This is a genomic window from Solibacillus sp. R5-41 (assembly GCF_002736105.1).
Classification (GTDB): domain Bacteria; phylum Bacillota; class Bacilli; order Bacillales_A; family Planococcaceae; genus Solibacillus.
The window spans coordinates 2130475-2150366 of sequence record NZ_CP024123.1; the positions used below are offsets into that span (position 1 = coordinate 2130475).

19 protein-coding genes are annotated in these 19892 nt (G+C 36.0%); 6 read left to right on the top strand and 13 right to left on the bottom strand.

Going from position 1 to position 19892, the window contains the following annotated elements:
• Positions 1-83: 83 nt before the first annotated feature.
• Positions 84-3179 (bottom strand): efflux RND transporter permease subunit, encoded by a 3096-nt coding sequence (locus tag CSE16_RS10280; RefSeq protein ID WP_099423814.1) that lies wholly within the window; start codon positions 3177-3179, stop codon positions 84-86.
• A gap of 93 nt (positions 3180-3272) precedes the next feature.
• Here CSE16_RS10280 and CSE16_RS10285 point away from each other — a divergent pair, with 93 nt between their 5' ends.
• The gene (locus tag CSE16_RS10285; RefSeq protein WP_099423815.1) at positions 3273-4097 is read left to right on the top strand and encodes a TetR/AcrR family transcriptional regulator; all 825 of its coding nucleotides are present in this window, start codon (positions 3273-3275) and stop codon (positions 4095-4097) included.
• A 45-nt stretch (positions 4098-4142) separates the two neighbouring features.
• On the opposite strand, the gene CSE16_RS10290 is transcribed toward CSE16_RS10285, so the two are convergent.
• Together CSE16_RS10290 and CSE16_RS10295 are read right to left on the bottom strand one after the other, a co-directional pair.
• A complete protein-coding gene (locus tag CSE16_RS10290) occupies positions 4143-4874 on the bottom strand; it encodes an alpha/beta fold hydrolase (protein WP_099423816.1) in 732 nt (243 codons plus the stop codon).
• 286 nt (positions 4875-5160) lie between these two features.
• Positions 5161-5565 carry an MFS transporter gene (locus CSE16_RS10295; protein ID WP_099423817.1) on the bottom strand — a complete coding sequence of 135 codons (405 nt, stop codon included), beginning with the start codon at positions 5563-5565 and terminating at the stop codon, positions 5161-5163.
• A gap of 330 nt (positions 5566-5895) precedes the next feature.
• Between CSE16_RS10295 and CSE16_RS10300 the strand changes: the two genes are divergently transcribed.
• Positions 5896-6093, top strand: coding sequence for a cysteine-rich CWC family protein (locus tag CSE16_RS10300; RefSeq protein WP_099423818.1), 198 nt, complete (start codon positions 5896-5898; stop codon positions 6091-6093).
• 189 nt (positions 6094-6282) lie between these two features.
• On the opposite strand, the gene CSE16_RS10305 is transcribed toward CSE16_RS10300, so the two are convergent.
• Positions 6283-6780 carry a hypothetical protein gene (locus tag CSE16_RS10305; protein WP_099423819.1) on the bottom strand — a complete coding sequence of 166 codons (498 nt, stop codon included), beginning with the start codon at positions 6778-6780 and terminating at the stop codon, positions 6283-6285.
• A 202-nt stretch (positions 6781-6982) separates the two neighbouring features.
• On the opposite strand from CSE16_RS10305, the gene CSE16_RS10310 reads away from it, so the two are divergent.
• The 4 genes from CSE16_RS10310 (at position 6983) to CSE16_RS10325 (ending at position 10263) form a co-directional block, all read left to right on the top strand.
• A complete protein-coding gene (locus CSE16_RS10310; protein ID WP_099423820.1) occupies positions 6983-7675 on the top strand; it encodes an ABC transporter ATP-binding protein in 693 nt (230 codons plus the stop codon).
• Positions 7675-8787 carry an ABC transporter permease gene (locus CSE16_RS10315; protein WP_099423821.1) on the top strand — a complete coding sequence of 371 codons (1113 nt, stop codon included), beginning with the start codon at positions 7675-7677 and terminating at the stop codon, positions 8785-8787. Before CSE16_RS10310 ends, CSE16_RS10315 begins: the two co-directional genes overlap by 1 nt.
• A gap of 442 nt (positions 8788-9229) precedes the next feature.
• Complete coding sequence (locus tag CSE16_RS10320) at positions 9230-9784, top strand: PadR family transcriptional regulator (protein WP_099423822.1); 555 nt, start codon at positions 9230-9232, stop codon at positions 9782-9784.
• A 2-nt stretch (positions 9785-9786) separates the two neighbouring features.
• Complete coding sequence (locus CSE16_RS10325; protein WP_099423823.1) at positions 9787-10263, top strand: DUF4188 domain-containing protein; 477 nt, start codon at positions 9787-9789, stop codon at positions 10261-10263.
• Between the two features lie 425 nt (positions 10264-10688).
• Here CSE16_RS10325 and CSE16_RS10330 read toward each other — a convergent pair whose 3' ends face one another.
• The 9 genes from CSE16_RS10330 to CSE16_RS10370 form a co-directional block, all read right to left on the bottom strand.
• Positions 10689-11870 carry an MFS transporter gene (locus tag CSE16_RS10330; RefSeq protein WP_099423824.1) on the bottom strand — a complete coding sequence of 394 codons (1182 nt, stop codon included), beginning with the start codon at positions 11868-11870 and terminating at the stop codon, positions 10689-10691.
• 540 nt (positions 11871-12410) lie between these two features.
• Positions 12411-12932 (bottom strand): AAA family ATPase, encoded by a 522-nt coding sequence (locus CSE16_RS10335; protein ID WP_253896259.1) that lies wholly within the window; start codon positions 12930-12932, stop codon positions 12411-12413.
• 292 nt (positions 12933-13224) lie between these two features.
• Positions 13225-14163 carry a glutaminase A gene (glsA, locus tag CSE16_RS10340; RefSeq protein WP_253896058.1) on the bottom strand — a complete coding sequence of 313 codons (939 nt, stop codon included), beginning with the start codon at positions 14161-14163 and terminating at the stop codon, positions 13225-13227.
• 303 nt (positions 14164-14466) lie between these two features.
• A complete protein-coding gene (locus CSE16_RS22215) occupies positions 14467-14610 on the bottom strand; it encodes a CPBP family glutamic-type intramembrane protease (RefSeq protein ID WP_157764790.1) in 144 nt (47 codons plus the stop codon).
• 341 nt (positions 14611-14951) lie between these two features.
• Positions 14952-15917 carry a quinone oxidoreductase family protein gene (locus CSE16_RS10350; RefSeq protein ID WP_099423827.1) on the bottom strand — a complete coding sequence of 322 codons (966 nt, stop codon included), beginning with the start codon at positions 15915-15917 and terminating at the stop codon, positions 14952-14954.
• A 333-nt stretch (positions 15918-16250) separates the two neighbouring features.
• The gene (dgoD, locus tag CSE16_RS10355) at positions 16251-17402 is read right to left on the bottom strand and encodes a galactonate dehydratase (protein WP_099423828.1); all 1152 of its coding nucleotides are present in this window, start codon (positions 17400-17402) and stop codon (positions 16251-16253) included.
• A complete protein-coding gene (locus CSE16_RS10360; RefSeq protein WP_099423829.1) occupies positions 17399-18274 on the bottom strand; it encodes an SMP-30/gluconolactonase/LRE family protein in 876 nt (291 codons plus the stop codon). The genes dgoD and CSE16_RS10360 overlap by 4 nt, the downstream gene beginning before the upstream one ends.
• Positions 18275-18279: 5 nt before the next feature.
• A complete protein-coding gene (locus tag CSE16_RS10365) occupies positions 18280-18921 on the bottom strand; it encodes a bifunctional 4-hydroxy-2-oxoglutarate aldolase/2-dehydro-3-deoxy-phosphogluconate aldolase (protein WP_157764791.1) in 642 nt (213 codons plus the stop codon).
• Positions 18922-18929: 8 nt separating this feature from the next.
• On the bottom strand, positions 18930-19889 hold the full coding sequence (locus tag CSE16_RS10370) for a sugar kinase (protein ID WP_099423831.1): 960 nt from the start codon (positions 19887-19889) through the stop codon (positions 18930-18932).
• Between the last annotated feature and the right edge of the window lie 3 nt (positions 19890-19892).

Genomic DNA, 19892 nt, shown 5'->3' on the forward strand with positions numbered 1-19892 from the left:
TTTATTTCAAATTATCGATCAAACTTTATTACAAAGCTACAAGAAAAACAGCCTGCGAATTTTCACAGGCTGCTTTTCGACTATTAATTATCTTTTACATCTTTACGATTTTTCTTTAGCATTTTTGATAATAGTTCATACACAATTGGAACGATGATTAATGTTAATACTGTCGATGATAATAAACCACCGATTACTGTGACCGCTAAATCTTGTGAAATTAAGCCACCACCAGCACCGCCAAATGCCATTGGAAGCATCGCTCCAATTGTCGCAATTGCCGTCATTAAAATTGGTCGTAATCGCGTTGCCCCCGCTTCTAAAATCGCATCACGCATGTTCATGCCATCATGTTCCATATGAATAATTCGGTCCACGAGTACGATTGCATTCGTCACGACGATACCAATTAACATGAGTAGACCCATTAATACAGAAACCGAAATCGTTAGACCCGATGCCCATAAGCCGACCCAAGAACCGATTACCGCGAATGGTAATGAGAATAGAATTGCAAATGGTGCTAGGCCCTCACCGAATGTTACGACTAAAATGAAGTAAACAATCGCGATAGCTGCTATCATAGCTAGCGCAAGCTGTGTAAATGTTTCAGCCATATCAGCTGCAACCCCACCAACACCTGTTGTTACGCCTTTTGGTAAATCTAAGTCAGCCATTATTTCATCGGCAGCAGAAGTTGCTTTTGAAATATCTTTATCCGTAATTGTACCTGAAACCGTCGCAAAGAATTCCCCTTTTTGACGTGATAAAGAAGTTAATGTTGTGCCTTCTTCCACTTTAACTAACTCACCAAGTGTCAGCGTAGTACCCATTGCAGTTTGGACTGGTGTTTTTAATAACTCATCAATAGAAGCCGCACTTGTTTTTGCATCACGTTGAACAACAACATTAATGTCATTTCCGTTGCTTTCAACTGTTGTTAACACTTCTTTTGACGTATCCGCTTGTAACGCCATTAAAATTTGAGCTGTTGTTAAGCCGTATTGTAAGACGTCTTGCTGATCCACTTTTAATACATGCTCAACATATGGGTTCGAAGCATTTGATTTAATTTCTTCTAAACCATCAATGCCTTGTAGAGCGCCCTCGACTTCTGTTACCGCTGTACGCAACTTATCTAAATCTTCACTATAAAGCGTGTAGCTTACTTCATTAGAAGACATGCCACTCATTCCGAAGTTTTGCGTTTTCCATTCACCAGATTGACCGATGTTGAAAATATAGTCTTCTACTTCTTTTTTCGCCTTTGTGAATTTTTCAACTTCCATTTCTGGATCAAAGATTAAATACATTAATCCGCCACCAGCACCGCCGCCCATCATCATAGCAGACGGGTCTGTTGAAGCTTCTGTTGTCACAGATAATTGTAAAATATCAATATCGTCACGTTTTAATAATTCTTTTTCAACGGCTTCAATATTGGCTAATGTGTTATCGATTAATTCCCCTGTGCCTGGTGTGTATGTTAAATACATCACCTTCTCTTCTTGTGAGCCCATGAAGCTAAAGCCAATTAATGGTGTTAGCATTAATGAACCAACAAGCATTGCAACGGCAACAATTGAAGTAATCCATTTATGATTTAGACATTTTTCTAGGAAATTACGATAAGCAATCGCTAATTTTCCAACTTCTTTATGCTGACTTTCTTCTTTTACCCCGTAAATTTTCTTACGGAATAGGAAGTGAGAAAGTGCTGGTACGATTGTAACCGCAACGACTAATGACGCACCTAATGCAAATGACATCGTTAAAGCAAATGGCATGAATAATTCACTCACCATACCGCCAACAAAAATTAGTGGTGCGAATACAGCCACTGTTACTAATGTTGAAGAAAAGATTGGTTTGAACATTTCAATCGTTGCTACACGAATTAGTGCGCGCCCTTGTAGTTTTTCATCTTTCAAGTGCATGCGTCGGTAAATGTTTTCAACGACGACGATGGAGTCATCAATAACACGACCAATTGCGACCGTGATGGCACCGAGCGTCATAATATTTAACGTAATATCTAACCAGTTTAATAAGAGTAATGCCATAAACACAGAAACCGGAATCGAAATGATTGAAATAATTGTAGATTTAAAGTCACGTAGGAATAATAAAATTATTAGGATCGCAATTAAGCCACCAAATACCGCTTTCTCAATCATTGTGAAAACAGAATCTTCAATTGGTTTCCCTTGGTCAAGTGAAATATCCACTTGTAAACCATTGATTAATTTTTTCTCTTCCTCAATTAACTCTTTCACGGCATTTACAACCGTCACGGTATTCGCATCTTGCCCTTTTACGATTTGAATGGCAATCGCATCTTTACCGTTTGTACGTGAAACGGATTGAACTTTACCAACTGTTTTAATGTCGGCAATCTCTCCTAATTTCACGAATGGTGCTGGATTTGTTTCAGATGGTGTAACTGGGATGAGCATTTCTTTTAAATCATCCATTGTTTTGAACTTGCCATCAATTGCAACAGCTTGTTCCCCATCTTTAAATTCATATAAACCAAGTGAAATTGCTAAATCACTCGCCTGTATCATTTGTTTCACGGAATCCTCTGTTAAACCAAGGTCCGCCATTTTCTTTTTATCATATGTGAATGAAACTTCTTCAATATGTTGACCGGTAATCGTTGCAGATGCAACCCCGTCAATTTTGTTGATTTTTGGTAGAATGATATCTTCTACTGTTGATGTTAACTCGACAATGTTTTCTTCAGTGCTGCTCATCGATAACGCAACAACTGGCATCATGTTCATACTAATCGCCATAACTGTTGGCTTTTCTACCTCTTCAGGTAATGTAACACTATCTAACGCCGATTCTAGTTGGCGTTTCTTTTCATCCATATCTATGCCGTACTCATATTCCACTTGAACTTGAGAGACATTTGATGAGGAAGTTGAATACACAGCCTTTACATCTTCTAAACTTTCAATTGCTTTTTCCAATGGTACGGAAACATCATCCATCACTTGTTCGGGTGTTGCACCAGGATAAACTCCCATTACAATTAAATATGGGATCGAAATGTCTGGAATGGACTCCATTTTCATACGTGTAGCTGAATAAATTCCTGAAAACGTGATGATTAACGTAAGTAACCATACCGCTAATTTATTCTTTATTACGAAATTAACTAAACCGTTCACTGTTCCACCTTACCTTTCTTGACTTGTTAACTTTACCATTTTATAATAATGACTAATCGGTCAACTGTCAATTTAAAGGGGTATATAAAATTTATGACAAAAAAACAAATTATTATTGATGCTGCGATTGAATTATTTGCGGCCAAAGGAATCGAAGCAACATCTGTTCAGCAAATTACAGAGCACTGTGGCATTTCAAAGGGCGCTTTTTATTTATCCTTTAAATCAAAAGACGAATTAATCATCGCCATCATTGAATACTTTATGAGCAATATAATAAAGAATGTTGACCAATCAGTCAGTGAAACAATGAAGCGAACGGATAAATTACTTGTTTATTTTGTAAAAACGTTTACGATTCTTTCCGAATACACAGGATTTGCTGAAATTCTCATGCGAGAAAGATCAACGACAATAAGTGAAAAATTGATTGAAAAAGTGCAGTTTTTTGTTGAGATGTCGAATGCAAATTTAACAAAGCTGCTATTTGATGTTTTTGGAGAACAAATTGAAGGAAAGCAATATGATTTAGTCGTTGTCGTAAATGGCATGATTCAATCCTATGCGCATATGCTATTTGAAAACAAGCAGCATGTTGACATTCAAAAATTAGCAGAAACATTAGTTGAGAAAACGACCATTTTAGCTATGAATAGCCAGCTCGTTTTTTTGAAAAAACCGATAAATCATCCACATGCAAGTGAGCCAGTCTTTCCTGTTGAAGAAATTATTGAAGGGCTACAACAAGCATGTGCCTATTCATCCAATAAGATTGAAAAAGAATCCGTTCAATTATTAATCGAAGAACTTCAAAGTGAAATGACGCGCGCGCCCATTGTTTTAGGTTTAGTTTCCAATATTGAGAAGAATGATAAGTTTGATTGGTATTGCTATTTATTAAGAAAGCAGTTTCAATAGTTCGAGCATTGAATGGGGGTAAGCATTCCCCCCATCACACTTTTTTTACAAGAACGCAACAATCGCTTGAAGAACGGCTTTCGAATCTTCAAGCATACCTAAGTGACCTGTATTCGTTTTTACTTTTTGGACATGACGATTATACGTTTCAATCGGTTTTACCACAAGATCCTGCTCGCCTTCGATTATGAGCATAGGGCCCTCAATATTGGCAACGAGTTTACGCTGGTCTGTACGTGTCGTCATAGCTCCTAGAGCTGCAATTAACCCGTCAGATGTTGCTTCATAAGCTACTTCTTTAGCGAATAATATATCCTCTGTTTTGGCATCGGGTGCTAAAAATTTATCGATAATGCCATCTACAAATGAACCTACACCCGATTCTTGTATTTCCTGCTGTTGCTTTGTTCTTTTTTCTATTGCTTCTGGCGTGTCTGCTGCATCAGAAGAATAAAGTAAGATGGCTTTATCAATAGGAAACAGCTTCTTTTCCAATGCCGCTAAAGTAATATATCCGCCCATGGAGTGACCTAACCAAAAGGCACTTTGCACATTTTCTTTCATAAGTACCTCGACAACATCTTCAGCATAGCGCTGCATCGTATAAACCTTGTCTTCCCCTACTTCACTCTGTCCGTGTCCAGGCAAATCAATTGCGATGACATCGAATTTTTGTGTTAATGGAACAATAATTTTATCGAAAATGGCAATGCCACCTAAAAAACCATGGATTAATACAAGAACCTTGCCTGAACCTTCTCGTTTATAATTTAACAAAATACCACTCCCCTATTCGAGTCTACACTCTAACCATAGCCTAGAAATTTTAATAGTAAACCTACCTTGTATTTTTCGGGGTTAAAATTAATTTGTGAAATGTGATTTAAGATATTTCGTGAAATTTATTTTTATATAAAATGATTGAATTCAATGAAACAATAAGTGCACACAACAGAAAAATTGGTGCAACTGGTAAATAATCAGCCCACATTCCTCCAATAAATAGACCAACTGGCAATGCATGCGAGCTTCATCAACATCGAGGATGTACCTGCAACTCTACCTAGTAAATGATTCGGTGTTGTTTCTTGAGGATGGCTAAAAAGATAATATTTGTTACCGTGGCTAAGGCTGTTCGAATTGCAAGAAGGATGCCTAAAAATAGCCAGCTGTCTGCTAAGAAAAATAATATGAAGGCAGGCGTATCAAATAATGGTACATATGTATAAATGGCTCCGCGTCGCCACTTTGCACGGAGCGGTTTGATGATTTTTGCTCCAACAAGTCCTCCTGCAGCCGATAAGGCAAACATGAAACCAAGTTGTCCCTTTGTGAATTGCAATATATCGAGTGCATAAAAGGTTAATACCACAATGCAAAGACTTGAAGCAAAGTTTGACAGGAAGATTGTCCATGTCGGTATAAAAATGGCGCGATTACCAAATAGAGCAGTAATTCCCTCTTTCAAATCATCCTTTCACCAAAAACAAAAAAATACATCGTCTGTGAAAAGCGATGTACAATTTGATGATTTATTTATTTCTACAGAATTTACAGACCTGCACGGTTTTCGTTGGATCTATTTTATGGGCGTACAATAACTTGACTCTTTTCCGATTACATAAAGGACAATCGCCTCGCCCATTAGATGGCAGTCGATTTAATATTTTTCCACGATTTCTTTTCGCCACAGCCATTCACCTCTACTAAAAGATTGATTGTTCATTCTAATAGATGTTGAGTTTCTGAAAAGAGTGACGATATAATGAAGTCAAATTTGAAAAAAAGGAGATTGCTTATGACATTAGAAATGAATCAAGCCAAGCTTTGTCCACTCTGTCAGAAAGGTAATAAGTGTGGGATGACCGACAATCCTTCAACAGGAGAATGCTGGTGTTTTAAAGTAGTCTTCCCAAAAGAGATTTTCGACCAGTTACCACCTGATCGTGAAAAGGTTTGTATTTGTGAAAATTGTTTGGTGGAATTTAAGTCTTAACGTCTCCTATCCAGACCAATCCGAGTCGTGCTTAGGGAATAGAAAGACACTGATAGGAAGTACAATTAGCGCTCGCACAAATGCGGCCATTGTTGCTTGCTCCACTGAAAAAACAAACATGGCATGGACAAAAACGACTTGAGCCACTTCTATTCATGCTGAGCTCAAGTCACTTTAATTACAGTGAATTTACTTCCTATATTCCAATAATTCTGGTGGGACGGTTGTGAAAATTAAAAGTTCTGCATCTTTGTAAGGTTTCATCTTTAAATAGTCATCCAGTATCAACATACTCGCCCAATATTGCATTACGAGTTCTTCTTTCGATGGAAGCCCCACTGTAAAATAACCTCCGCCTGTTTCCTGCTTCATATATTGATCTTCTATGTAAGCAAATAAATCACTCGATAAATCCCGATTAAATACTAAAATTTTATTCGTGGTTAGAGGAAATGTCAAATAAGGTTGTTCTGGTTGACCCAATTGGGCACCGAACGCATTGTTAAAATCAACCCAGCTTTCGACATTTGTGGGTCTTAGTTTTTCTGTTAGTTCTGGAAATAAATTGCCTCCGTTCGTATAGTAACCTGTTCTCGTTTGGTGATTTAACCCTTCTTTTAACGCATTGTTAGGACTGTTAAATGTATTGCTGTCTTGATTGATTGCGATGTAGTGGTATAAATGCATTGTCTTGCCTCCTTTTATATATAAATATATTATTCTCCAAATAAATCAAACCACCTTTAACAAAAAACTAATAAGTACGTGAAATAATAATTTATCCAAATAAATTGGTCGCCCCATTCAAATATCCATCTGTATAAATTACCCAAAATAATTGAAACTTCTTCCTATTTTAACTCGTACTTATTATAAGGAGGATGATTTTTTGATACGTATTGCGATTCAATCAGGTGGCTATGAACGAAAGCATCAAATTTTACATAATATTCAATTCGAACTTTTACCAGGGCAATTAATAGGGTTAATTGGTTCGAATGGTGCGGGGAAAAGTACGACCATTCAGGCAATGATGGGCACGTTACCGTATATGGAAGGCTCTGTGCATTTACCAGCGTATGGTTATGTGCCAGAAAGACCGATTTTGTATGAATACTTTACGTTAAAGGAGCATATTGATTTTTTAATTCGATCGGTTGGACAAGATGCTTCGGTTTTACAACAACGTGCAAATAAGCTATGTGAAACGTTTCAGCTAACGACGAAATTATCAGAATATCCAACGAAATTTTCGAAAGGGATGCAACAGAAGGTCATGCTTATTTTAGCCTTCACTCCCCTTTATACTTTTTACATAGTTGATGAACCATTTATGGGACTGGACCCGCAGGCGATGCGTCGTTTAATCCAATTATTAAATGAACTGAAAGAGCAAGGTGCGAGTATATTAATGTCTACCCATGCGCTTGATACGGCGGAAAAAATTTGCGACCGTTTCGTACTGATGCATGAAGGGACGATTTTAAAAAAAGGAACATTAGCTGAAATAAAAGATGGTGTACATGTTGAAGACAATTCACTACTTGCTGCTTTCGATGCCTTACTCGAGGTGAAAAAGTAATGGAACTCTTTAGAAATAGATTAAGCAGGCAATGGCAATTTAACCGCACCATATTAAAAAGCATCGCAGATTGGACTGTATGGATTTATATTTGTATTCCAGCGGCATTGTTCTCCTATTTTCTCTATCGCGAAACGATCATGCAAAAGCAATTTGGTTTGTTAGAATGGGTTCCATTTGAAGTGTTCCTGTTTGTGCTTCTTTTTCTCCTGCAAACGGGGATTATTCGAAGTTTACTAGAACCTGCTGATAAATTGTTTCTTATTCAGCAGCCGGCGCAATGGCGAAAGCTGTTAGCTGGCGGACTTATTTATTCATTATCCTTGAAAATCCTATTTAACGGACTTGTTCTAGGTTTACTGTATAATGTCTTTATTCATTTATACGACCGTTCAGTGCTCGAAATCATTTTCATCTTTTTCTTAAGTTTAACTACTTATTTATGGAAACAACTCATCGTTCGAACGGATTGGAGAGAATGGTTTCAAACGATTTTACAATTCCTCCTTCCGTTGCTCATGACCGTGCTTTTTTTAGTTGTTCCAACGCCTTTAGGAATGATAATTAGTTGCTTTATCATTACCCTACTTCTCGCAATTTATATTCAACGCTATGTGTATCGCCACCATTCGTTTGATAAGTTATTACGTGTGGATCTTTCACAATATTATTTTTTAGTCGGAACGGTTTTTACATTAAGCAAGGAATTACAAAGTATGAATACACCTAAAGAGACGGGAAAAAAGCCACGTTTCTTTACGAAGCGAATCATTCAAGATGAAGTTGTAGAACTGATTGTCAAAACATTCATTCGAAATAGAAGGTATAAATGGGCTTATTTACGACTCGTTGGAATTACGCTACCACTTTATTTCGCATTGCCTTTTTGGGCACAAATCCTTTTAGTTATTGCAACTTACTTTATGCTCAAGGGATATACAAATTCCCTCATTACTGAAATGAGAGAACATCCAATCCATGTCATATTTCAAATTTCCGATGAGCGTTGGAATGCCGCGCAATTAACAGTGAAAAATAAACTTATTCGGTTCATTATGGTGTTTGTAATTGTCTATTTTATAGGTATTACAGTAGTTTTTAATGGTTTTTGATATGTGAAATAGCCCGGTTAAGATGTTTAATCAGATTTCCGCACTTTATAACGATAAGACTTAATTTTTTTGCATAATTTTATTCATCAATTAATATGGTGCAGCATTATCAAAACACCTCTAAACGACTTTTACCGATCGTGCCTAAAAATATGTAAAGATAATATTCATACAAAAAGCCAAAGCCACGAAACGTTGATTTTAACAACATTCGTGGCTTAATTGTGCATCCCAAAACTTTGATTTGGTAATGTTTTTTGTATAACAAATTAATAAAATTTTTCTTATGGTATGGTTCACCGTGGTGTATCTAAATGAGGTTTTGACTTATCCTCTAAATCACGGTATTTATTAACTATTCAGAAAATTAACTTGTGTTTTTTGTTAACATCCAGTATTTTATATCTTAATGATATATATCTTTTGGATAGGTGTGAAAATATTGAAAAGTTATAACGATACAACATATGCAATATTAGGGATATTAACTACTGAATGTAAATCAGGTTACGCCATTAAACAGTTCATTGACAAGAGCTTAAATCATTTTTGGAAAATTAGTTATGGACAAATATATCCAACTCTAAAATTAATTGTCCAAGAGGAATTAGCAGAAGTTCGTACTTCATCAAGCCCAGGAAAACCTGATAGAAATGAGTACTATCTTACCTTAAAAGGAATGGAAGTACTGAAAAATTGGTTGGAGCAGCCCATTAAACAAATACCAATTGACCGAAATGAAATTTTACTTAAATTATTTTTTGGTCGCTATCAAGCTCGAGAAAATAAGGTATTGCTTCTACAGAATTACAAGCAAGAACTTGAAGGACGTTATCAAACCTATATATCTATTGAACAGGCTATTATCAATCACAAAGATAACGATGATGATTCAATATTTTGGTTGTTTACATTGGATTATGGAAAAAGGACCACCAAAGCTGCGATAGATTGGTGCGAGTTTACTCTTGATAAATTATCTACGAAGGGGGATTAGCGATGACTAAGCAGATTTATACTGGTCGTTATACGATTGATAATACAGAGGATATTGTCGTTTTCATCATTGGAATGAGATTTAATAGGCGACTCGCAGTTCATAAGTGGTTACCAGTATTTAACGCCATGCCTGGAATGATTAAGGAGCTTTATATAAACAAAGAGGAACTGGGATTTCTATCGATGGAAAGTTATTTTGGACTTAGAACTACTACTATGATCCAATATTGGCGTTCAATCGAAGACCTGCTTGCTTATTCTAAAAATGAAAAACATTTTACTGCTTGGAAAAAATTCAACCAAAAAGTAGGTAACAATGATGCGGTTGGAATTTATCATGAAACTTATCAAATAAGTAAGGGTCATTATGAATCTATTTATGTAAATATGCCTCACTATGGATTAGGAAAGGCATTGGAGCATATTCCCATTACTGCAGAACGAAATTCCTCACGTAAACGACTTAAAGACCAGTAATTTTGTTCTAGTTTAAAAAGCACCTTATAGCAAATTATGAAGTGCTCCCCGTCAAGTAGCAGTGGAAATAATAAAAATAGGTTAAGCGGATTGAGCTCTGATTTTGATGGGCTTAAGCCGTTTAATCGTTTTTGATACCGTTCATGATTATGCCCCGTTAGTTATACCTTCTTTCACTAACATCGATCTGAGTAAAACGAGTTTTTATTGATTCTGCAAACTTATGAGTAAATACCTGATTCAATGTTTGTCTAATTAGGGATCTTACTACTTTCAGCGATTATAAATAAAACTATGATTAAATAATGTTCTTACAAAAAGTCACGAACGTTGAAATAAACATTCGTGGCTTTTAGGATCGTTTCCAAACTTTAATTTCGGAATATTTGTTCTACATTTGAAGTATAGAAAAAATTTTTTACTAGTTATTCAAATCTTTTTTGTCCTAAACTAAAATAAATTGCGGACAGTAGTAAAAGTAGCCCTGCCCCAATAAAAAGCCATTGAACAGAATAGATATTTGCTAATGTCCCTGCTAATAGTGTTGATAAACCAAATAACAGAGATGTTAATACACCTTGAGCACTATAAACTTTTATGAGTTGTTCATCCGTTGCTTTCAATTGTAGCCACGTTCCAAGTAGAATGCCTTTGAACTGGTCTAAAACTCCGAAAAATAGACTTAATATTAGTGCTAAAATTGCAACTTGGTTTAATCCAAACAATAACATCACAATCGCAGCAGCAAATGATGAAACCAAAACGATTTTTTTCAAATTTTTCTCGAAAACTTGTTCAAATTTGGTACAAATAAAACCACCGATTACCAATCCAATGAAGAAGGTTGTATTAATATACCCCCACCATGCCTCAGATGCATGTAATACATCAGCAACAAAAAGATACATAATGGCTGCAACCCAAACGACATTTGCAATGGATTCAAAAACAATCATTACATGAATCGTGCGGAAGGAATGATTATCCCAAATAAGGTTAAAACCCTCTGTTAATTCTTGTTTTTTAGCAACATTTATTTTTCTTTCGAATGGCGTAGGATCTATAACGAACAAAATAAACAATGTAGAAAGCACAAAAAGTATCAACGTAATCCAAATAACTGTGTTTCCATTTGTATTCGCTACAAGTATTCCGCCAAGTGCCCAACCTCCAAGCTGTGTCGATTCATTAATCATTGATAAAATTCCATTTGCACGTAAAAGCTGCGATTTTTCTAATATCCGAGGAACTAGCGCATTACTAGCTGGTTGTGCAAGTCCATCTAAAAGAGCAACGACAAAAATAATAATTAGAATAAAAATTAACGATAGCGTATAGTACAAACCTACAGCTAAAATTGATAATAATATCGTTTTTAACGCTTGGGATATGACAAGTAATTGTTTTAAAGGATAACGATTTACCAGTAAAGGTGCGAGACTGCTAGTTATCATACGCCCTGCCATATTTAAAAATGGTAGTAACGCCAGATAAAATGGCGATTCACTTACTTGATATAAAATAGAAATTAACCCGACTATATAAAAAACATCACCTAAGTTAGCAAGTAATTGACTCACCCATAAAAAATGAAACGACTTTTTCATCTTCACTACCCTTTCTTTTATAAAAAATTTAAAAGGTAGTTAAATTTACACTCGTATCTCCTCCGATTTACTTTCACTTTGTTTTATCATTATCATACATACTTATATAAGATAACCTGAATTCACTATAAAGTTCTTTTTTTGGTAGGAAGATGAAATGTTGGATTTTACTAATATTGTATCATTAAAAATACTAATTAATAGGCTTCTAGAGTTGTTAGGAGTGTTTCTATTAGTATCACCCCGATTTGTATATTCTTCACCTCCTGTAATAACCCCATATATTGGTTAGATAGATTGCGATTTCTTTACATTAAGTGGTCTAATCAGATTTCCTGACCTTACAACGATAAGACTTAATTTTTTGCACGATTTTAATCAACAATGACGATGATGCAGCATTATCAAAATACATCAAAACTGTTGTTATAAATGATCTTCATCGATTGTGCAAAAAATATGTATAGATCATGTTCTACAAAAAGCCACGAAAAGTTGAATAAACAATATTTTAGTGGTTGATATAATCAAAAATATAGTTTAAAAAAGATTTAATTTTTCTTTTATATCTTGAACAATAACATTAATTTCAAATTTTTCAGTATCTATATACTCTCCAAAATCATATTTACTGTAGGCTTCCAAGCATTTATCGGTTTGTTGAAAACACCAGTTGCCTTCTTCCTCTCCACGTAGTCTTAGCCTTTCGTAAATTGTTTCTTTATTTGCACTCAAACAAAAATGATAGGTGTGTTCATCTATACTTCTAAATCCTTTGTAAATGAAATGAAAGTATTCTATATTCCGAATTGTCATCGGCACTATTAGATTAATTTTATATTTTGTTATTAACCGTTTTGCCACATCAACGGTTAACTCTTTCCATAAATCTAAATCTTGAAAGTCCCCTGTAGAGGATTCAATTCTTTTTATATCCATTGGAATAACATTTCTTAACATATACCCTATCTCTTCAGGGTCATATATCATACTATTTTTAATTTCGTTTTGAAGCAGATTTGCAATAGTAGTTTTACCCACACCAAATGCTCCATTTATCATTATAATCACTTCACCATCTCCTCGCTTTTTTTAAGATTGTGTATGAGACAACAATCATTATCTATCCAGCTAATGAAAAAATGGATAGGTTTTACTCATTGCATATTCACTTGCCAATTTTGATCTTTCTTTTAAGATGAGGAATAACTAATTATCGGGCTAAAATTTGATGAATAAAACTTTGCTCTGCGTTTTGAACGCGATGAAATGAAAGATAATTTTTTGGAAATAATAGACGTAACACTAAAATAACACCTAAAAGCCTGCTCGTTATATGCAAGCAGGCTTCTTTTTATAAACAAAATAAATCGTACTCCTTCGATAACTTCGCTAAAAAATCTATGCCAGCAACACTATTTCCAACATCATCAATCGACGGACCATAAAGTCCAATCCCAATTGGACCCTTTAAATGCTCGATTTCCCCGTTTTTTACAACGGCAATAATGGCACCGGATACACCACTTTTTGCTGGCAAGCCAACGAACGCAGCAAATTTCCCCGAAAAATTGTACATGCCACATGTTATCATTAATGCTTTAGCGATGTTGATAACTTGATTGCTACACTCTGCTTCACAATTATGACCATTTGTCGCTAAGTAAAGCGCGATTTTCGCTAAATCTGAAGAATTCACTGAAATCGAACAAAGCTGTAAATATACTTGTAGCGCTTCCTCTACATCGGATTTTAAGAAGCCATTTGCCTGTAAAATGTAAGCTATGGCACGGTTATAATCAGCCGAATGATATTCTGACATATACACTTCATTATTGACCGATACTTGTTTATTTAAAATTTTTTCAATGAAAGACGTTACGGATTTCACCTTATCAAACATCGTTTGCCCGGGCAATAACGATGCAATGGTGATTGCTCCTGCATTAATCATCGGATTGAAGGGCTTGTTATTGTTACTTTCTAAGCGCACAATCGAGTTAAACGAATCCCCTGTTGGCTCGACGTCTACATAACGCATGATTTCCTCTATACCATGATGATGCGCCGCAACCATGAAACTTAGCACTTTAACAACACTTTGAAGAGTAAACTTTTTTGTACAATCTCCGAGCTCAATATTATCATCCATTGACATCAGGCATACAGAAAATGCAGTAGAATCCGCTTCAGCTAATGCCGGGATATAGGACGCAACCTTGCCCTTACTAGTCAATTTCTGTGCTTGCGCATAAATTGTTTGGAATTTTCCCATTTGTAATTTGCTAATCAAAATGACTAGCCTTCACCTCTCAATACTAGTTAAATGTTTATTGTTCACAGTTGATTGTTTTGATTACTGAAAGTATAGACAATATTTTAAATAAAAGAATAATGTTTTTTTATTAAATAATTTTACCCGTTATTACGAATTTATTTATTTTGAATCCTTCTCGCGTCGTTATAAAAATTTTGCCCTGCGTTAATATCTATATTCTCGTGATGTGTATCATTAGATGGGCATTTCCACTCATGAAGGTTGAGATTCTTGAAAAAAATTTGATCATTTTCAGCAATCCTTATTAATCTGCCTTCGTTAGTAGAAAAGTGACACTAACAAATTATACAAAGAATGAATAATAATTACTGACCAAAGGGAGTCACTTTTCTTATATACAAACCTAAATATAATACCCAATACAAAAACTGTTATTATGGAACTTAAAATAAGGCAATTCAAAAAGGCCTTTATAAATCCAAATAGGAAAATGAATTGTTACAAAGAGTATAGACCAAAAAACCAACTTTCCCTTCTTCGCCAATAAATAAATACTCGCCTTCTGTCCCATCACTAAAAGTAACGGGTACTGAAAAAGTAGAACTTTTCACACGTGTTTCGTTCAAATCAATATTGTTAATATTGCTCCCCCTCATATCAACTGGACATTCCCTATTATAAATAGACGTTGATGTGGTCTACTGCGGTACGTTCTTTTTAGAGCTTCTTCCATATTTTTGTGCCACGTGATGGGTATGTGTATTACCGAATTTTTGATTCACATATCAAGAATTCAGCAGTAATCAATTTAATTTCAATAAAATTTTCCCATGATGTTGACGTTTTTCAAAATACTGATGCGCTTCTATTATATTGTCTAAGTTAAATATACGATCAATATGAAGTTGTAGTGTTTGATTTGCAAATTGATCAATCATGTTTTCGGCATAAGGACGGATGAATTCAGGCTTCAGTTTGCGTGTTGTTCCTAAACTAAACCCTTTAATGGACCGGCAACTACTATGAACATCATTCGTAGAAAAGATTCCTTTTACTCCACTACTATTACCAAACTGAACGAGCGTGCCAAAAGGTGCTAAACAGTGTAAACTATCCGCAGTAATATTTCCAGCAACCGAATCAAAAATAACTGTCGCGCCATACGAATTTGTAGCCTCTAGTGTTGTCCCTACAAATTCCTCGTATGTACATACAACATCTGCTCCTAATGTTTTCACATAGTTTATTTTTTTGCTTGAACCTACTGTCGCGATAATTTTCTGACATTGTAGCTGCTTACAAAGTTGGACAAGCATCGAACCTACACCGCCCGCTGCACTATGAATAATCACCGTATCCTCTTTACTGACATTCCCAATAGCATTTACTAAGATTTCAGCTAAAAAGCTAACGGTAGGCATAGTTGCAGCTTGTTCAAATGAAAGATTAGTAGGAATTTTATAAGTCAAATTTTCATGTGCGACAGCCACTTCTGAATAACTACCATTTTTAGGAAACGCAATTACTCTATCTCCAACATTAAAGTGACTTGAGCAACTTTCGATTACTGTACCGGCTAAATCAAGACCTAGCGTTATTGGAAATGCACCTTTTGCCTTAGCACCTGTTCGATTCTTAATGTCAGCAAAATTAATACTCGTATAAGCACCTTTAATTAACACTTCTCTATCTGTTAAGCTTGGTACGTGTGTTTGCTGTACTCGTAAAACATCGGCTGAGCCAAATTCAAATTGTTGAATAATTTTCATAGTATCCCTCCTGTTATAGGGTAGTTTCTAATATTCATAATATATCAAAAATAGACAGTTGGAGTAAACATCACAGTACATTTATACTGTTGCTATCAATGCCTTTAACAGATTGTGCATAATAATATGTATAGATAATGCTTATACAAAAAGCCATTAAACATTCTTTTTACCATTGATTTCAATTATACAAGTTGCATTTCCACTTCAAATATCATCTTCACAAAAATTTTATTGATAGGTTTTTTTCAACAAAGAAAGCAGTATGACGAGTAGTCATACTGCTTTCTTAATTAAGATACACTAGTTATTTTCAAGTGTTTTATTGCGTATTTACCACTCTGCAATAGAGCCGTCTTTATGACGCCAAATTGGGTTTTTCCAATCATGTCCTTGTTGGGCCATTTCCCTAATATAGTCCTCATTCATTTCAATGCCTAAACCCGGTCCATCAGGAATAGTAATAAAGCCATCTTCATAATGAAACGCTTGCGGATTTTTTAAGTAATCTAATAAATCCTGACCTTCCTGATTATAATGAATCCCTAAACTTTGCTCCTGTATAAACGCATTATAGCAAGTGGCATCTACTTGTAAACAGCTAGCCAATGCAATCGGACCAAGTGGACAATGTGGAGCTAAAGCAACATCATACGCTTCTGCCATCGCAGCTATTTTTTTCGTTTCTGTAATGCCTCCCGCATGCGATAGATCCGGCTGGATAATATCGACAAAGCCTTCTTGTAGTACTTGCTTAAAGTCCCATCTTGAGAACATCCTTTCACCCGTTGCAATTGGCGTCGAACTATTTTTCGTAATATCTTTTAATGCTTCTAAATTTTCAGCAAGAACAGGCTCTTCTATAAATAATAGTTTAAATTGCTCTAATTCTTTCATTAATACCTTTGCCATCGGTTTATGAACCCTTCCATGGAAATCTAAACCGATATCTAAATCATATTTAAAAGTATCTCGAAGTAATCCAATACGCTCGACTACCTCATCGACCTTTTTAAATGAATCGACTATTTGCAATTCCTCTGTGGCATTCATTTTTACTGCTGTAAACCCTAAGTCCATTACTTTTTTAGCTTCATCTACCAAATCCTGTGGACGATCTCCACCTATCCAGCTGTATGTTTTAATTTTAGAGCGACATGCCCCTCCCATTAACTCATGGATGCTTGCATTATGAAAATGCCCTTTAATATCCCAAAGTGCCTGATCAATACCGGCAATCGCACTCATAAGAATAGGACCTCCTCGGTAAAAGCCACTCCTATACATCATATTCCAATGATCCTCAATATTCAGAGGGTTTTTGCCAATTAACTGGCTCATTAATTCTTCAACTGCTGCCTTTACCGTATGGGCCTTCCCTTCAATCACCGGCTCTCCCCATCCTACAAAACCTTCGTCTGTTTCAATTTTCAAAAATAGCCATCGTGGTGGGACTTGAAATAATTCATAACGGGTAATTTTCATTTAGATTCTCCTCTATACAATGAATTTTTTGCTCCCTTTGTATTCATTTGAACAACAAAAACACTTCCGGATAATGGGTATTGTTGCAGTTGCTCCTCTGTTAAATCACTTTTTGCCGTAGTAATCCATAGCGTATCCAGAAATTCACCGGCAAATGAACAGCTTGTAACATACGGTGCTGGGACAATAATTTCGCTTACAATTTCTCGACGTTGTGGATTAAAACGGATTACCTTGCCACCGCCCCAAATGGCTATCCATATATCTCCTTCTGAATCAATTGTTATGCCATCCGGTGTCATTCCCTTTGGCGAACAAAAAATAACTTCTTTGTTTTCCCAATCATATGCATTATTTTTCCTCTGCACTGCATACAATTCCCTTTTGCCACTATCTACAACGTACATCACGTCATTTATCCAGGAAATACCATTCGGGATAATGAAGCCTCGTGCCTCCTCTATTAGCTGACCCGTTTTTGTATATCGGAAAATCGAACCGTGTGGCTCTACAGGATTATATTGCATTGTTCCAAACCAAAAATCCCCATGCGGATCTACTTTGCCGTCATTACATCTCATATGAGATGGAAGTTGGAAGGATTCACATAGCTGTTCATAATAATCGTCATCAAATGAATAGTGAAACAAACCTTTACTCGTGGCTAGCAGTAAACGCTCTTCTTGCTCGTAAAATGCAAAACTACCAATATGAAATGGCAACATACGCTTTTCGATTGAATCTCCTATCAGGTTTGAACGATATAAACAGCCATTCAAAATATCCGTCCAATATACTTTTTGACCTTTTTCATCCCAAAGCGGACCTTCCCCTAACGTCTGCTTTAATTTAATTTTTAATATCGCGTCCATTGTTTTTACCCCTCTTGGAACTTTCTCACAATTGCTGTTATTTCTAGCGCTTTTCTGACAATTTCTTGATACTCATTATCACCTATCGTTTTGCTATGTGTAGGGAACGCACTTGATACACCTAAACAATGCGCACCCGCTTCAAGGTATTCTAAAATATTCGAGGAATCTATACCACCAGTTGGTGCACACGGAATAAAAGGTAATGGTCCTGATAAATCCTTTATAAATTTACTGCCTAGAAAATGCGCGGGAAATAATTTAATGATTTGTGCGCCTGCCTCATACGCTTCCAACACCTCAGTAGGGGTAAACGCACCAGGTATCATAATACAATTATTCATAACAACTTTTTGTATGACCGTTTTATTTACAACAGGTGAAAGCATAAAATCAACACGACAATCAAGCAATTGCTCTGCCATGTCCACTGATAGCACTGTCCCTGCACCAACTTTCATTGATGGGTAACGCATTTTAATTTCACCAATTGTTGACAAAATATCATCTGAATCAGCTGTAATTTCCACACTCCTTATGCCACCCTCATAAAGCGCTTGGACAGCTTTCAAACAATTTTCTTGAGGTAAACGCCGCAAAATAGAGATAATAGGATACTTTTTTAAATGCTCTAACGTGTTCATCATTGCACTCCTCATCGAAAGACATTATCATTGCCAGTAGTTTGCTTTAAAAATCTGTCGAGCTCATCTATTGTCGGTAAATTTTCGATATCCCCCTCAGCCATTACAGCCATTGCGCCCATTGCATTTCCTTTCAATACGCTGTCTCTCAAACTGCCGTTTTGCAACGTACTGTAAATCATCCCAGCGGCAAAAGCATCGCCTGCTCCTATCGCATCCACCTCATCTACTTGAAAAGCTTCGACATACCCACTTTCTTCTGGACTGACAAAATAGGTGCCTCGGGTGCCATCTTTTAAAATAATTGTCGCCTTTATTTTGCTAGCTAACTTATCGAGAATAACTTTCGGATCAGCGGATGTTATATTGAATAAAAATTGCGCTTCATGCACATTTGGCATAAAAAAATCACAATGCATGACTAATGTTTTTAATCTTGCTATTTGGTCGCCACATGTTAACAATTTCATTCGAATATTTGGATCAAAAAATATGCGCATCTGGTGTTTTTGGGCTAATCGTACACATTCCATACAGGCTTCATATGCACTTTCACTCAACAATGGCGTAATTCCCGTTATATGCAAAATTTTCGCCTGTGTAAACAAGGACTCATCAATTTGCGTCTTATGAATATGAGCAAAAGCAGAATTTTGTCTGTAATAGTAAACGTTTGTCATCCCTAGGCTGCGGTTTTCCTTCAGCATAAGGCCAGTCGGGGCTTTCGTCGTAAATGTAACATTTGATGTATCGACGGAATGCCCTTTCATAAATGCATATATGGCATGCCCTAATTCATCCTCTCCCAATTGACTAATCCATGACACTTGAACATTCAAATTAGATAAAGCAATCGCTACGTTGGACTCTGCTCCAGCAAAGCTCCTTTTATAACTAGAGGCATAACGCATTTTACCTCTTTGGCTAGCTGTAAAAACTGCCATTGTCTCCCCTAATGTAATGACTTCCAAAGC